The sequence below is a fragment of the Lysinibacillus sp. FSL H8-0500 genome, from assembly GCF_038051955.1.
In the GTDB taxonomy this organism is placed as follows: domain Bacteria; phylum Bacillota; class Bacilli; order Bacillales_A; family Planococcaceae; genus Lysinibacillus; species Lysinibacillus macroides.
Genome location: NZ_CP150292.1, coordinates 2,998,771 through 3,014,439 on the forward strand (window position 1 = coordinate 2,998,771; position 15,669 = coordinate 3,014,439).

At 34.8% G+C, this 15,669-nt stretch carries 9 protein-coding genes; 2 read left to right on the top strand and 7 right to left on the bottom strand.

All coding sequences use genetic code 11. From position 1 onward, the window contains the following. Positions 1–1,226: 1,226 nt before the first annotated feature. Positions 1,227–3,086 (bottom strand): DEAD/DEAH box helicase family protein, encoded by a 1,860-nt coding sequence (locus MHB44_RS14330; RefSeq protein ID WP_341299715.1) that lies wholly within the window; start codon positions 3,084–3,086, stop codon positions 1,227–1,229. A 331-nt stretch (positions 3,087–3,417) separates the two neighbouring features. Between MHB44_RS14330 and MHB44_RS14335 the strand changes: the two genes are divergently transcribed. Both MHB44_RS14335 and MHB44_RS14340 read left to right on the top strand, forming a co-directional pair. Beyond that, entirely contained in the window at positions 3,418–4,398 is a 981-nt protein-coding gene (locus MHB44_RS14335; RefSeq protein WP_341299716.1) for a ParM/StbA family protein, read from the top strand. 83 nt (positions 4,399–4,481) lie between these two features. Further along, positions 4,482–4,676, top strand: coding sequence for a hypothetical protein (locus tag MHB44_RS14340; RefSeq protein ID WP_341299717.1), 195 nt, complete (start codon positions 4,482–4,484; stop codon positions 4,674–4,676). Between the two features lie 442 nt (positions 4,677–5,118). On the opposite strand, the gene MHB44_RS14345 is transcribed toward MHB44_RS14340, so the two are convergent. From MHB44_RS14345 to pglX, 6 genes are all read right to left on the bottom strand, one after another. Further along, positions 5,119–5,340 (bottom strand): hypothetical protein, encoded by a 222-nt coding sequence (locus MHB44_RS14345; RefSeq protein ID WP_341299718.1) that lies wholly within the window; start codon positions 5,338–5,340, stop codon positions 5,119–5,121. Positions 5,341–5,410: 70 nt separating this feature from the next. Beyond that, positions 5,411–7,465, bottom strand: coding sequence for a protease Lon-related BREX system protein BrxL (gene brxL / locus MHB44_RS14350; protein WP_341299719.1), 2,055 nt, complete (start codon positions 7,463–7,465; stop codon positions 5,411–5,413). A gap of 18 nt (positions 7,466–7,483) precedes the next feature. Continuing rightward, entirely contained in the window at positions 7,484–10,042 is a 2,559-nt protein-coding gene (gene pglZ / locus MHB44_RS14355; protein ID WP_341299720.1) for a BREX-1 system phosphatase PglZ type A, read from the bottom strand. Positions 10,043–10,064: 22 nt separating this feature from the next. After that, on the bottom strand, positions 10,065–11,030 hold the full coding sequence (locus tag MHB44_RS14360) for a DUF3800 domain-containing protein (RefSeq protein WP_341299721.1): 966 nt from the start codon (positions 11,028–11,030) through the stop codon (positions 10,065–10,067). A gap of 522 nt (positions 11,031–11,552) precedes the next feature. Further along, entirely contained in the window at positions 11,553–12,053 is a 501-nt protein-coding gene (locus tag MHB44_RS14365) for a hypothetical protein (RefSeq protein WP_341299722.1), read from the bottom strand. Positions 12,054–12,133: 80 nt separating this feature from the next. Next, positions 12,134–15,667 carry a BREX-1 system adenine-specific DNA-methyltransferase PglX gene (pglX, locus tag MHB44_RS14370; RefSeq protein WP_341299723.1) on the bottom strand — a complete coding sequence of 1,178 codons (3,534 nt, stop codon included), beginning with the start codon at positions 15,665–15,667 and terminating at the stop codon, positions 12,134–12,136. Positions 15,668–15,669 lie beyond the last annotated feature (2 nt).

Here is a 15,669-nt window from a genome sequence, read left to right on the forward strand (position 1 = left end):
AACTTCAGCAGATTGGATTACTCCTGCAACGGGTTTATATAACATTGGCTTCACGCAAACAGAAGTTGAAATGTACCGCCATCCCATATAGGAGATTCAACACCATCTGTTTGCTCTGCATTCATTGTGAATAATGTTTCAAATAAGCGGTTCATAACACTTTATAAGGTAGGTTCAATATTATGAAAGCACATTAATTCTTGTTTAAAAGGTAATTTTACACTGCCAAAATGTGCTTCCGTTGCATTGAGTTCATTGGTAAATGATCATACTACTTTATAGAATTCACTGCATCAATTATGCCATGAGCTTCATATACCAATTGTGGCGTTACATACAATTGTGTAATACAACACCATGATTTGCATTGCCCAATTGCATTAAATGCTCATAACAAGTGGATTGAACTAATACAACAGCATTTGTGTACATTGGTCCTTTTGCATTGAGTAGTTTTTCTTTCCCCTGGCAGAATGACAAATACAGCAATGTATGACTCTTTCACATTGAATAAACCCTCCCATTAATTGATGAAGAATATACTACAATTGCAATTTCGCATTGCATATAAAGGCATATGGCTACTTTCGTAAGCTGTATAAATCATGGAACTATGAATACATTGCATTCCATAAAATAATATAGCAACTTATACTTTGTATTGTATTTTCAATTCCTTGCACAGCTGGAGGAGATATACCTCAATGTCCATTTGCATTATTGCATTGCATCCAATAGAAGTAGCTACTTCCCCATTTATTATTGAAACGATTACCTATTAGTTAGGCTACTTCTATTTGACGTACTCCCCATGTGAACAAAGCAACCTAATCATGTAATATGGTTAAATGATTCTACAGCATTATAGGTAATACAAATCTATTGGCAAAACCGCTTTTAATGTTGCTTTGTTCTAATGTAGCAATGTTCAATTTGTCAAAGCTTTTATATTCATTGTGCTTCCTTTATGATGTGTATTTTCAATAACAATAGTGTTCAATGGTGACACATAAAAAAGTTGTATGTTTACGTACCGCTCTTTTATATAAGCGTTATTTTTATACAACTTTTTTTAATGCCTAAATCCATTGCATATTCATTTGCTGGGATCGATGTTATACCGTAAAGGTCCACATCGAACGGGTTTTTACAACTTATAAAAGTACAGCGCACGAGGCAAAAGAAAAAGCTAACGGCTTATAAATCCGTCAGCTTCATTCTTTACGTTATGATGATTGCTGTAATAGCTCCCCAGCAAAATATATGACTTGTCCTCTATCTGGGCAGTTGATTTTGTTCGCTTTAAAAAATCCTTCTCGCTCCAGTTCATTGAGAATTTTCTTAAAGTTACCTGGGGAAGCTATTTCTAATTTGTCCCTAAGTTCCTTCTTCCTCACTTTTGCTTTGCCTTCGTTTTTCATTTGCATTAAAATTGCTTTCGCTTTTTCTTTGTTCGTGTTGACTCTGTGCTTCTTTACTCGTCGCACGTGAATTTCATCTTCCACAAATTGAATATTTGGGAATTGGCTCAATAACAATTGCATTACTTCCTTATTATTCATAAAGACAATGAATTTTGAACTTAATGCATTATTTCGATTAACCCTTTTTAATGCTTGATATATTTCACCTGCAACAATTGCGTTGCGAACATCATCGAAATCATTTGCAGAAAATAGCTCCGCATCCTTAATCTCTTCTTTTCTATAAAATAGATAATCAAGCACATAACTTGGAAAATCAAAATACGGTGTTTTCAAAATAATAGCATGTTGATAGTCCTTATATGCGTTGACTCCAATAAGATTGCCAAAATAATCAACAGATGAATAGCTTTTAACCTCAGCAAATCCTGATAGCAATTGCTGGTTTACTTGAACTGGCTCCTCTGAAAATTCTCCAACAAGTTGACTTTCATATTCACCTTTTCGTTCTTTATCTGTAACGAACAATGTTTTCTCGTCATCAGCGAGATCCAGTCGATCTAAAACCGTTTGGAAAAATTGATTCTTTTTAGAGAGGGCTGATTTACTCGTATTTTCATTGAAAGAATATAGCGTGGAATTTGCGTAGTCATAATACTTATTTTGTGGAACTACATGAAATAGAGGAGATAGTTCATAACGCTTTTCAAACTCAGCATTTGCATCTAAGATGATGTTATTTTTTAACAGTTTAAATTCAATGTCGTGATTGAACGTATGAAAGCCAGTTTGATAATAAATGCAACCATGTTTCAATATATGAAGTAGATTTTCTAAAGAGGATTTCAAATGTGGGTTATTCAATTTCACTTGAAGGCACTGCTTAAGGAGGGTTTGATAGCCGTTAAATTTTTCGTCATCAAAACGGATTGTGGGGATAGTTGTTTTATAGAATGAATCTTCTTTAAGGGATAGCAAGAAGAGCCTTAAATCATCTGCCATGCTCAAAATCTTATTGGATTGCTCAAACATATCTGCATTTATCCAAATGTCACCTATATCTTTGCGAGATATGGACACCCTTTCAACTAAGTGTGGAAATTCATCAATTATGAGGACATCGCGATCTTTCATATAATTGCTGTGAAGCCCGCGACAAATTTGCTGATACATTTTGTGCGTGATAACAAGCACTGGGAGTTTTAATATTTCATCGATTTCTTTAAAACTTTTTTTGTGCATTTTGCTGTTAATAAAGCCAGCAACTTCTTTTTTTGAATGGCTATTAATTTCTTGTACTGTTTGCTTTAACGCACCGCATTCATCATCTGCATCTTTCGCAAATTTTTGAACGAATACTACTCTTGCATCCGTTGTCATAACTAATTCAGCAATATAAGCAAGCGTCCATCTCGTCTTCCCTGTCCCAGCCTCGTGATTGAATACATGAAAGCGGTTGGAATCCCATAACGACTGATTAAAGATGTGTTCTTTCAATTGGTGGAAATATGATTCTGAGGCACAAGTTTTTTGGAGAGTATCGGTGGAAAGTTGATCATGATTGGTTGCAGGCTTAATATCTTCATCTGCCTGAGGCGAAGTAATCAATTTGTTGTGGTGTAATTGCATATTGTTTACGAAGTCTTTTCTGTTAGTAGACATAGCACTACTTCCTTTCATAATTTTTGAGTATAGAATAAAATATTCCCATTTTATTGTCAATCATAATATACGATAATTTTATAAATTATTGCATACTGTTAACATCATAACTCTATCGATATACAACTATTAGCACAGAACCAAAAAGCTATCTGTTTAGCAAAGCGCATTCATCTATTTACGCTTCAATATATTCGTTGCACTATATTATAAGCATTTATGACATTTCATATTCAACAAACCTACTTCGACAATTTTTTTATGAAATGTCTTATATTTTTCCATTAAGTGCATAGTATATATCAAAACTTTTAAGGAGCTGATTTATACAATGAAACCAAAAGCACTTATCGCTGTTGATAGCGGAAAATATGGAACGAAAGCAATCCTTTACCACAACAACAAGGAACATTACGTCTACTTCCGAACCAAAATGCAGGAAGTGACAACATCATTAGACATCGATGTTACAGCTGGCTCATATGTAATCAAGCATAACGGTAAAACTTATATCATCGGCAATATGGTTGATGAAAGCTACTCCAGTTACGATCTATCAAAAGAGAAGGAAATTCATAAGCTGTGCATTTACGTTGCGATTGCAGAATTATTAAAGCAAGCAAATATTAATCCCTCAACTGTCGATTTGAAAGTCGCAGTAAATATCCCTATCTCAACTTATAAAGACGCTACTTCCAAAAAGCGTTACCTCGAATTCATTGAAAACTTAAATAACCCGATTGTAATCGAAGTTAACGGTGTTCCTTTTATGTTCGAACTTCGGAACACAATCGCTGTATTTGAAGGTGTGGGAGCCGTTTTTCATGATGTGAAGTCAGCTAAAAATATTAATACTACAGTAGTGGACATTGGCGGTTTAAATGTGAGCTATTGCATTTTTGACACAGTGACTCCAAATTTCAGTAGTATGGTCGTTTCTAATGACGGCTGTAATATATTGAAAGGTAAAATCGGACGAATGATCAATGAACGGTTTGGTATCGCTGTCGCACAGAACGATCTCGAACGAATCATTCACGATGGATATTTAATGTCTGAGGGAGCTATCGTCACTGATAGCTATCATTTAATTGAACAAATAAAAGATGCACATTTCCAAGAGATTATTTCATTTGCGAAAAGTCGTGGCTATACGTTTAACAACACTAATATTAGCTTCTGTGGCGGTGGCGCTTTACTATTGCACAACTGCATTAAAAAATATTTTCCTCATGCGCACACTGAGGTCAATCCGCAATTCACCAACGTCAAATCATTTCTTCAAATCTTAAAAATCAAGAACAATGTATGAGAAATCGAATAACGATAAGTTTTTTAGCGGAGGACCACGATATAATAGAGCATCTACAATCAATTCGAGAGCAGGGACAAAACTTGAGTTGCTATATCCGCAACTTAATTCGTAATGATATGAACAGGACTATTCCCAATAACTCGATAGATGCATTAGCGCAGGCAATTGCTGATAAGTTAGGTGCTGTACAAGTAATTGAAAACGTAGAAAAGCCTACTGACCATAATGAATCCGTAGACTTTGAAGAAAAAATGATTATCGATCAATTGTTTTAATCGAGTTAGTTTCTTAACAATATAGCGGGATTTTTCCCGCGCTTGTACATATGTATTCAACAATATAATCCAACTCTAATCGCAATTATAATCGATAATCTAATCCAAATAGATGTCTAAATATATTGCGATTATTATTACAAATTCAAATTGAAACCAAAATATATTCGTATTGCAATTACATTAAAACCATAATTGATAATCTACTCACAGCTCTATTTGCCTCTCTCCTTCTTGAACATAAATCCAGATGCTTGCAAACTTTATCATGAGGCGCTGGCGATTGCAGATAAATTCAGGCAGTGTTACTTGTTGTAAATGTAGAAAAGCCAACTGATGACGAACCATCAATAGATTTTGAAAAATAACCTATTGAACTGTTGCTTTATGCACAAAAAAGCCAATTACTATTTTTACACTCGAATAGTAATTGGCTCTTGTTTTATAATGTTAGTGCGCTCGCTATTGAATAATCAATCTCACTTGGGATTTCTGCTGATTCCATTAAATCTTTTAGCAATAGTAACTTTAAAGCTGTTTCTGAACTATATGTGCGGTCATTTACGTCGCCCTCATACGCATTTACAGGAACGTTATGAATGACGTATAACTGCTGGTCAATCTCCCATGTCACATCCTTTAATATTGTATGTTCTTTTGGCATAGAAAGACCTCCCCGAACTTTTTGAGGCGCTATTACTGTCATTGTATTCGCCCCTTTTAACGTATATGACCTAATTCACACCCAACGCCTTGAATATTGCATCATTTGCATCTTTATAAAACATAGGATCAAGAGCCGTTACTAAATCTGAAGGAACTGAAGAAAGATCTACAATCGACATAGAAGGCAGTAATACTTTTTTCGCGCCTGCATCAACACAAACTTGTAATACATTTGCCAGTTCTTCAATTCTTTCAATAGTTCCACCTACAGTCATATTTCCTAAAATAACCATACTTTCTTGGACAGGTCTGTCTAATGCGCCCGAACACAATCCAACTAATTCAGCTACGGATATTTGAGGTGATAATCCAATCCCTTGTAAATCTGCAATATGCATTAAATAATCCTTCGTTTTAATCGTTATAGAACTACTAATACTTTTACTATTTGCTGTAAAGTAACGAAATGCTGTATCCAAACTTTCCTTAACAGCACGGTTTGCTCCAATACCCGACTTTTCAAACTTTCCTGATCCCGATACAATTTGATTTTCTAATTTGTACACACCGATCATTCCTGACTCACTCACGCCTACTGTGTATACATGGCCAGCTTTACTTAGTCCTTCAGGAATTAGCTTGCCTCCACCTTGTTCTGGTACCGAAACGTACTGTTCATCTAACGATTCTTTATCAATATACGAAAACATGACATCGTAAAATTCCATACCGCCGATTTTTTTCAGCTGTTCTTTCACGCGTCTACGTCCTTCCAATGCATACTGAAGCACTTGTTCAACCGCTTCCTTAGAAAACTCACCGTGCGGATAAAGCAATTTTAATAAACCTGATACCGTTTTCCGTACACCGATGACGTCACGCTGGTTCAGATTATTTCCTAACTTGAAATATTGGTCAATCGCATCGCCAAATGAGCGTTTGCGCATTTCTCGGAAATATTCCGCTAAATAATCAACGATGAAACCATATCTGTCAGTAAAGAAATCAGGACGCATTTTTGGAATTTCCCATCCTGGCAAGTAATAATGCATACGATCAAAGAACGCCGAATCGTTATTCATACCTTCTGGAAATGGCGCGAATAAATGCGATGTTTTAATGAGAGAATCGACACTTTGATTAATATTCCCCACAAAGACCATTGAAGCAGACGCTGTTTTCTCTTCTTTACCACGTGCAAAGGATCCACTTGCCATATAGTCCTTCATAATTTGAATGCCGTCTTTATCTTTAAACTTAATGCCTGCCACTTCGTCAAAGGCAACGACATCCCACATTCCGACAAGTCCGACTGAGCGTGTTGACATATTATAAAATAAATTCGCTACTGTGGACTGTCCGCCCGATACTAAAATCGAGTTCGGCGAAATTTCCTTGTAAACATGCGATTTCCCTGTCCCACGAGGTCCAAGTTCACACATATTATAATTATTTTCTACAAGTGGCACTAAACGTAGTAACAGATGCCACTTAGCACGCTCTGTTAATTGCGTCGGCTCCATTCCTGTTGAACGAATTAAAATGTCCATCCACTCTAATTTCGTAAAATGTCTACGTCCTTCAACGATTTCATTCAAATCCATGTTCGGCATTTGTATTGGCTTTAAATTCGCTACGCTAAATGGGCTCATATTGCGCTGTTCTTCATCAAAGAAGTAATCGATTTTGAGCATGCACCAAATACCACCAGCCAATAGCTTATCGAACTCTTTCACATAAGATGCCGACACAGGGACCTCTTTTAGCCCTAAATTCGAAAATTCCGCCTCGTACATATCTTTCTTCGGGTTTAGGCGCACTGTAATTTTATCAATGATGGAATATTGACCAAGCTCACGAATTTTACTTTTAATTTTTTCCGCTTCATCAGGACGAACAAAGTTATCTGCAAGGATTTTTTTAACGCGGTCTATACCTTCTTTAATGCTATCTTCATCATCCGTTGCACAATACATGCCCAATAAATACTCAAGTACATAGATTGGCACATTTGCGCCTTCCTTAATGAGCTTTGTTAAATCCTTGCGAACAACACGCCCCGCAAAAACATCGTTCAATTTTTTATCTAATTCTAATGTATTCGCCTCATGCAACTCTTCCAAAGCTACCCCTCCCAGCAATTAAAAATCAAAATCACTTACGATACTTAAATTGATTTCAAACGGAATTTTATCCTTTTCAATACCAGTTTCAACATCTTTAATAATTAAATAGTACGATTTACTGCGATCATACGGTATATTTTTCAACGCAAATCGTATTTTATATTCACGCTCTGCTGGGTTTGAAGATGTACGGTCACCGATAATTGTTTCTTCATTTGATAAAACATTATTTTCGTCATCTACCATATAAATTAGTACAGTTTGAGGCTTCAGTTTTTCCCCAACTTTTTCTGTTTGGAAGAAGTTTAAATTGAAAATACGATTCGTCACTTTACGCATTGTACTTGTTAATTTAATTTCTACCTTATCTAACTTTTGTACGCCTTTTTGTCCTGCTCGTTTGTTCTTAAACGACAGTAACGGAATCATAATTTCTTGAAGGCTCGCTCCGCCATGTACAAAGTTTACCCCTTGTCCCTGCTTGCGATTTCGAATTGTCCCCATCGGTACATACGCATAAAGCTGTTGTTCATTTTGCACAACAGATGACAAATCTATTTTAATTTGCCCATCAATTTCTTCGTTTTCTTTCGACAACGTGTAGCGTCGTGATAATTCAACTGTATCGATTTTTACCTTTTCGATTTTGTCACTTTCTTCTAAAGGTTCACGCTGATATAAGAAGCCATGATCTGCAGTAATATATACATTTGTCCCACTTAAATCGTCACGAATGATTTTCACTACATCATACAGCTGGTTCAATGTTCGATCTACTGCATCAAACGTATAAATTTCTGTCGATGCATTATCACCTGTTCCATCAATTGTATCGTGATAAATATAAATCAGCTTTTTACCTTTAAAGGTTTCACGTCTGCCCGCCTTATTCATGTTCATCATGTCCTGATAATGTACGGTCATACTATCGGCAACTGCATTTTCAATAATTGCTCGGCGATTTTCAATACCAGCAGTGCTTTTACCATCCACTAATACTTTCATGGACTCATTGAAATCCAATGTTTTATGCGGTAGCAATGATGCCATTCCAAGCTTTGTAACAGAAGGAAGAACACTTAGCATCGATTGAATTGTACATGCGCCAATTGTTTCTGAATTTAAGCGCTCGGCTAATTCCACCCCTACTTCATAGCGGAATGCATCTGAAATAATAACAAATACGCGTTCATCATGACGAATATGTGGTGCAACAGTTGACGTATAAAATGATTGCTGATTAACAACGCCTGGCAACGACCAATCCGATGCCATTTCGTCTTTCACCGCTTTTGACCAATTAACACTTAGCTCGCTCATAAACCAATGTGTATATAAATGCTCAACGAGGTCCTTTAGCTTTTTCAGCATTTCGTTATTGCTCTCTGCATCGTATGCTACATAAAACTTACGGTAATATGTATCCATCACATAATACTTACTTTCATAAGCCTTAAACATATCCACCGCTTGACCTGAAGGAATTCCGTGACGGTACTCCACGTAAAATGCCTGCATTTTCACGCTATAAAGTAACGCTTCATAGATTGATGCATATTTCTCATAAAAATGCTTTGCTCGTCTTAGCTTAATGAGCTTAATATATTCCTCAAAGTCTTCTCGCCCTTCTAAAAGGCTGTTTGCAATATAAATAATGATTGCTTTATCGATATAAGGGAATGTATCTGCCTGCTTAAACTCGTCAACAGGAATTGGTTGCAACAATTTCGAAATTTGAATTTCCTGCTCAACGATTTCAACATATTGATCGTACATTTCAAAATCAGTTTTATGATGCATCCAGTGGTCCATAAAGACAAGCGCATTCGTTTTACTACGTGTCGCCACAAAGTCCTTAACAGCCGATAAATATTGCTCTGGCACACTATGACTGAACGCTGTCACTGCTAAATGAATAAGCAATGTTTTTAATGTTGGCTGTTCACGCTCATAGCCATACATATTCGCCACATAGCGCCAAAATACAACTGTGTCAAAAAACTTGTCCATTTGCTGTAAGTATTTATTATTTTCATCTTCCAGCGTGTCCGTTAATAGCGTTTTTAAAATTTCTTCAAAGTCTGGTACCTTCACATTGCATAATACGCTCATAATGGCCAGCTCGATAGACTCTTCACTGTAAGCTTCTATACCAATTGCTTGGAATTTACGGTAACGCTCTTTATTTTGGAAGAAACGCTCATATTTCTTTACCACACCACGTAATGCTGGATCGATTTGAAGGTCATTTAAAATAAGCGAAACACGATCCGCATAAAATGTTTTCGAATAAAATACGGTATCTGCTAACCAGTTATTTTCTAAACCTAATTCAAGGTTTGTATAAATTAAATAATTCGAAGTCGGGTCTTCTTCCTCTAATAAATACTTCATGTAAAACTGATTATTATCCAATAATGTTTGGACTTTAACACCATCCAATACAAATTGCCCGATTTCCTCTATAAATTCCTGATCCTTGTCTACCCAAAAAACAATTTTACGCTGTTCCCCGTCTTTTAATGGCTCGTTAAAAATGTCTTGTAACGTTGATGCTATTTGCTCGATATTCAATACATATCACTACTTTCTTTATCTAACTACTGAAGAAATGATTTCTGCCCAGACCATTCAATTCGTCTATGTAGCCCTGCAATGTTTTCAACTGACGTGTTTTATAACCCATCTGTTCTCTATAAAATCTCGTGTCTTGCTCTGGATGTTGTAATCTTATTTTTTCAAGCTTACTCATTTCCTGTATGTCATAACGAGTTTTGTAAATTAAAAATGCCCCCGTATAATCGCTTATATGGATTTTCTTAATTTTATCGTCTTCGCCATCCCATTTATACAAGCTTATTTTTTGATGGAATTTTTCTAAGTTATTATTATGAATGAGCGTACGGTATATTAAATCACTTTTAACTAACTTTGAAACACTGTCATCATCAACAGTGTCACTCTTATATTGAGATTCAAAAAGAAAAATGATAATTCCCATGAAAACATCAATTATTTGTAACAATGTACTTTTTTCAGAGGACGCTTGAACTACATCACTTACTTTGTAGCCTTTATTTCTATAGGCAGAATGCGCATTCATTTGTTCTTCTAATTTACGTTCTAATTCAATTTTCTCATACTCGCTATTTTCATCAATAATAATTTGAACTCGCTTACCTACCTCTATATCACGAGTCAGACCATAAAATAGTCTTTCAGGAAGCTTCACATAAAACAATTCGCGTAACTGCGTCATTGTTAAGTCCATTTCCTTCGCAATCTTTTCAGCATCTTTCTTATTAACAATCATTAGATTTACTTTAATATCTTGATTTAAGACATAATCTAACGCTTTGAAGTATTTACCGAAATGTGTATCACTTGTATAATCAACAAAATGAATTTCACTTTTTGTTTTCAATTGGGTATTGATTTCATCTACTGCATTATTAATATTATACATTGTAGCCGTTGTGATTCCTAATGCACCATAATACGAATAAAGCCCATTAGGTTGATCTAATTTGTTCGATTCGTCAAAAAATATTTTGTAGTTCATTCATTTCCCCTCCATTTCCGATTAGCGAATGTTGACATTTCAACATCATGCATAATATAATGGTGACATCATATAATAATTTATGAGCGACTTCTTTCCCCGCTATCATTTGCAGGGCTGGAATAGCTCCTTTAAAACCCTTTCCCCGCTACCATTTTGCAGGGCTGGGGTTTTTTGTTTTTTCTTAAATAATGAAGAAGGTAGAAAGCATAGCAATAAACGCTACACCTTCTACCAAATCCCCTCACTTCAACCAATTTCTCTTTTTTCTTATTTCGTACTTCGTATATCCTCCATAAAAACCCATGAAAAATTCACTTAAATAAGGATATAACTCGAAATTAGATTCTATTTTAAGAAGCTTATTTACAAGTTCGCTAATTAACAAATAAGTATAATAAACCGCATATTCTTGAACATATGCATCCATTTCAACTCTATCAATTAAATCAGCAGTATTATCGATAATATTATTTTTTTCAGTAAATATCATAGCTACGCTGTTTTCATTAATATAGCCTTTTAATTCCTGGATTCTATTATCACTTGAAGTTTTACGCTTTGGATTATGTTGTAAAATCTTTTTTGAATACTTGCCCATTGAACAAGAGGATCAATATTTTGCTGTTTTCCAGTTAAAGCGTCTAAATTATAATATCTTGTTGTTTTCGCAAATTGTGATAAGCATTTCAAAATACTAAATGAAATATCATTCATATCCGCGTCCGAGTGACGAAACAGCTCTATTTCATTGATTCTTTCAAACATTTCAATTAGATCATGCCCATAATCTTTTAACACTTTATTATTTGGAAACGAGTTATTCGCACCTCTATAATTCTCGATGATTATAAGCTTCATTAGTCGTTCTAAACCTATAGAAAGCTGAAAAAAAGCTTGATAATAATCACCTTTTGCATAAATATTTGCTCTACAAAGTGCATTTAATCCATACCGTATTGATGAAGAGGCAATATGTGCTTCTTTCAATAATAAAGCGACTTGATCTTGTTTGATGTTCATTATGCTCAACTCTCCATTGGCAATAAATTATCGCAGAAATTCCATAAAACAAAAAGAGTAATCTATACTTGAGAAAAAAACTATATCTTCGCCACTAATCCTTTAAATAAATCATAGTTATGCTTCACACCGTCGTCTAAATCGATTGGAATTTTCTTATCCGCCATATGATGTAGTAATTCATCATACGCTTTTAATTCATCAATCTTCTTATCAAGCGACTTCAGTGCCTTTTTCGCATCGCTAATTTCTTTCGTTGTATAATCACCATCTATAATTGACAGTAAATCCTTCTTCTCCGCATCCATACGAATTTGCACTTCATGTAAATAATCTGTACGAATACGAGAAAGCGTTGTTTCATCATAACGATGCATGTATATTAAGCAGTTAAATGCCTTCTCTTTACCAGAAGTAAATAGCCAATAAATCGGACGTTTCTTATACGTTTGAACATGGTCTTTAAAGAAATCATTTAAGAAATAACGACGAATCGCTTCTCTCGCTGTTTCGGTTTTCTTGCGACCAATCGCATCTGCAATGAAATCAAGGTTTTCTTCGAGCGTTTCTTCACTGAATGTTATGCGGACAAAATTAACGAATTTTGTTACGATGTCATCTTCGAAATATGCGCCATCTATAATCGGTATAATATTGTCTTGATCAACAGGGAATTTATTATAACGAGAAGCGTCAAATTCACCTCCTGCGTAAATAATACCTCCTTCGTCCAATGAATAACGACCGAATGAGCAACCGATTGCATAGGATATAAATGATTTAATATCACGTTCTAAATCCGCTTTACGTACTGTAACATTTTCATCAGTAACATCTGGAATTAATTCGTTTTGTAAGCCATAGATTTCAATAAAAAATTGATTTAAGTCTTCTTCATTTTCCTTTAGCCGATTAAATCGTTCCTCACACTTATTCTTCCAAAATTCATATGATAATTGAACAGTCTTATCCTCTAAAAGTGGATGTTTATCGAAATCCCATGAAGTTTCAAAAGAATCCCAATCTTTTTTTGAAATAGCAATAGCTTCTATTACTAAATTTTCAATTTCCCCTTTATATTTATTGGAAGTCACAATAGGTACTTTCGCTAATACACCTGAGCCTGTATTTATTGTAGGATTAATAATTTTTATAATCGTATCTACAAGATTAGAATTAAGTAATCCTGCAAAATAATAATAATCATCATTGTCGTGAACAAATAATCCGTTTGCTCCCGAGTCAAAAATCATACCTTTATCATAACATCTAACTCCAAAAGTATTCATTGTAACACCAGACCATGTTATTCCTTTTTTAAAATACTGATGCTCATTGCTAATCTTCCAACTTAAATTATCACCCAATTGAGGATATACTAATTTCGTATTCTCTTTAATTTCGTAACCATTATTTTCCCAATTCACTACATATTCATTATTACCAAACCATTTCCTGAATGTACCCCCCTTATTATATGGAATCCATTTCTTACTTTTCTCAATTGCTTCTTGAGCAGAATTCAAACAAATTCCCATCTTAGATTTATTTATTTCAAACCAAAATCTCAAAAATCTATTATTGTCACCTGTTCTCATTCCTATACAAGAATCTGCGTACTCACTAAGTGGTTTTTGATTATTAAAAATTTCTATCATCTGATTGCTAATCCAATAAGCTATAGGAGAACCAGGTATATTTTCAAAATCTTTTTGATTGGTTGAATAAACAAATGAACTATCTATATTTCTTACTATTTCTATTGTTTTTAATCTTTTTTCAATTGCAGACCTTTGTTTAATTAATCTTATATAATCTCCTTTGAGATTATATACTGAATACATTCTCATAACAAAAGCAGTAGACTGAACTACTTCTCCGCCAATTTCCTCAAATGCTCTTGGACCTAAGTGCAACATGGAATCAATAAATTTATTGCTAATTACTTTTTCACGTAATTTCTCAAAACTTGATAAGAACATCCAAGAATGCTGGTTAATGGCCGCATAGAAACCATTCGCTTTCAGATAATGGTCTACTTCCATGAATGAAGCAAATAAATCCGATTTAGAATCAGGATAATTTTTCTTTAAGAACTCCGACAATTCTTTGCTCATACTACCTGCGCCCATGTAAGGCGGATTCATGACTACAATATCGTATTGTTGTGCCATAATTTTAGTTTGCTTTATTAATAATGGCAGGACTTTTAGCGACAGCTCACGAGTGTCTTCATGGAAAATATCAGTTACTGGATTTTCTTTAATGTCTTTTAGACGATTTTCAAGAAAAGTTGTATTTGCTTCTGTAACTTTAATTAATGATCCGAATGTTTTTGCATTTTTATATTGTTCACAAAAATCGTTTACTGCCTCAAAGGTTTCTCCACTTTCTTCATTAGCAATATACGCAATTACTTCATCTGTCCAATCATTTGTTTCCTGGATTGAAGCTAAGTTCATAGTCAATCCATCTCGTTCAATGCTTCTAAGGAATCTTTTATTGTATTGAAGTGCTTTCATTACAATTGAAAAACTCGCTAATTGATATGCTCTGTCATCAATGTCTAAACCGTATAAGTTTTTCTCAATGATTAGGCGTGGAATTTCTCTTTCCATATAGCCACATTTGCTGTAAATTTCAAAGAGCACATCAAACATATAGACTAAAATATGCCCACTTCCCATTGCGGGGTCAAAGCATTTAATATCCTCTACATTCAATTCTTTATTCACATATGGAGCAATTTTTTCATGGAGGTCGTCTTGGTGATGTTTTAAGAAAAACTCCCATTTTCCAATTATTTCTTTATGCTCTGGATGTGCTTCCGTCCAATAACGTCCAAGTGAGTTTTGAACCATATATTGTACAATCCAATCAGGTGTAAAGAGTTGTGTTGCATATGGAATTTCTTCTGCTTTGTATTTCGATTTCGCTTTGAATACACGATCTTTTTCATCAGCAATGTAATACTGATAAAGCCAACCAATAACCTCAATCTGCTCCCAATTATCTTCTGGGATAAATTCAGTATCCGTTAATTTACGAACAAATGAATCCTTTGCAAGTAAACCTTCTGGGAATAAGATTTCCTTATAATCCTCGATTGTTTCAAACATAAACGGCATATAACGATTTAAGTCATTACAATGCACTTTAATTAAATACTTAAACAGTTCGTCCGTTTTGTTCGCCATTTTCAGTTCATAAACAAGTTCTTTGTCTAATTCTAAATCAAGCGATAGTGCTTCTTTCATCATATCTGGCTCTGCACTGTCCGCATTGTATGATGATAAAACACGTACTTTCGTTGGTAAGTAATCATTTACTTCCATGAAGCGTAGTGCTATGAAGCGGTTGAACCATGTGTATGCTGTTTCTTCCATTACACGGTCAAAACCGATTTCTTCAATGCGTTTAATTAATTTGTTACGTTGGCGACGTTCAACATCTGAAAGCTGTTTGCCGTCAATGAAGACGGCATCCGAACTTTCAACTGTTGCTTTTTGAATGGAGTCAGCAGTTATACCAATTTTTCTCGCTTGAAGCTCGACACGTTCTAATAGCTCTTTACGTGCTTCTGTTGCGAACTTTTTTAGTGCGCTTTTATTCACTT

Coding starts and splice junctions, on each gene's coding strand:
- MHB44_RS14335 (WP_341299716.1), top strand. CDS start 3,418: ATGAAACCAAAAGCACTTATCGCTGTTGATAGCGGAAAATATGGAACG.
- MHB44_RS14330 (WP_341299715.1), bottom strand. CDS start 3,086: ATGTCTACTAACAGAAAAGACTTCGTAAACAATATGCAATTACACCAC.
- MHB44_RS14345 (WP_341299718.1), bottom strand. CDS start 5,340: ATGCCAAAAGAACATACAATATTAAAGGATGTGACATGGGAGATTGAC.
- MHB44_RS14360 (WP_341299721.1), bottom strand. CDS start 11,030: ATGAACTACAAAATATTTTTTGACGAATCGAACAAATTAGATCAACCT.
- MHB44_RS14365 (WP_341299722.1), bottom strand. CDS start 12,053: ATGAACATCAAACAAGATCAAGTCGCTTTATTATTGAAAGAAGCACAT.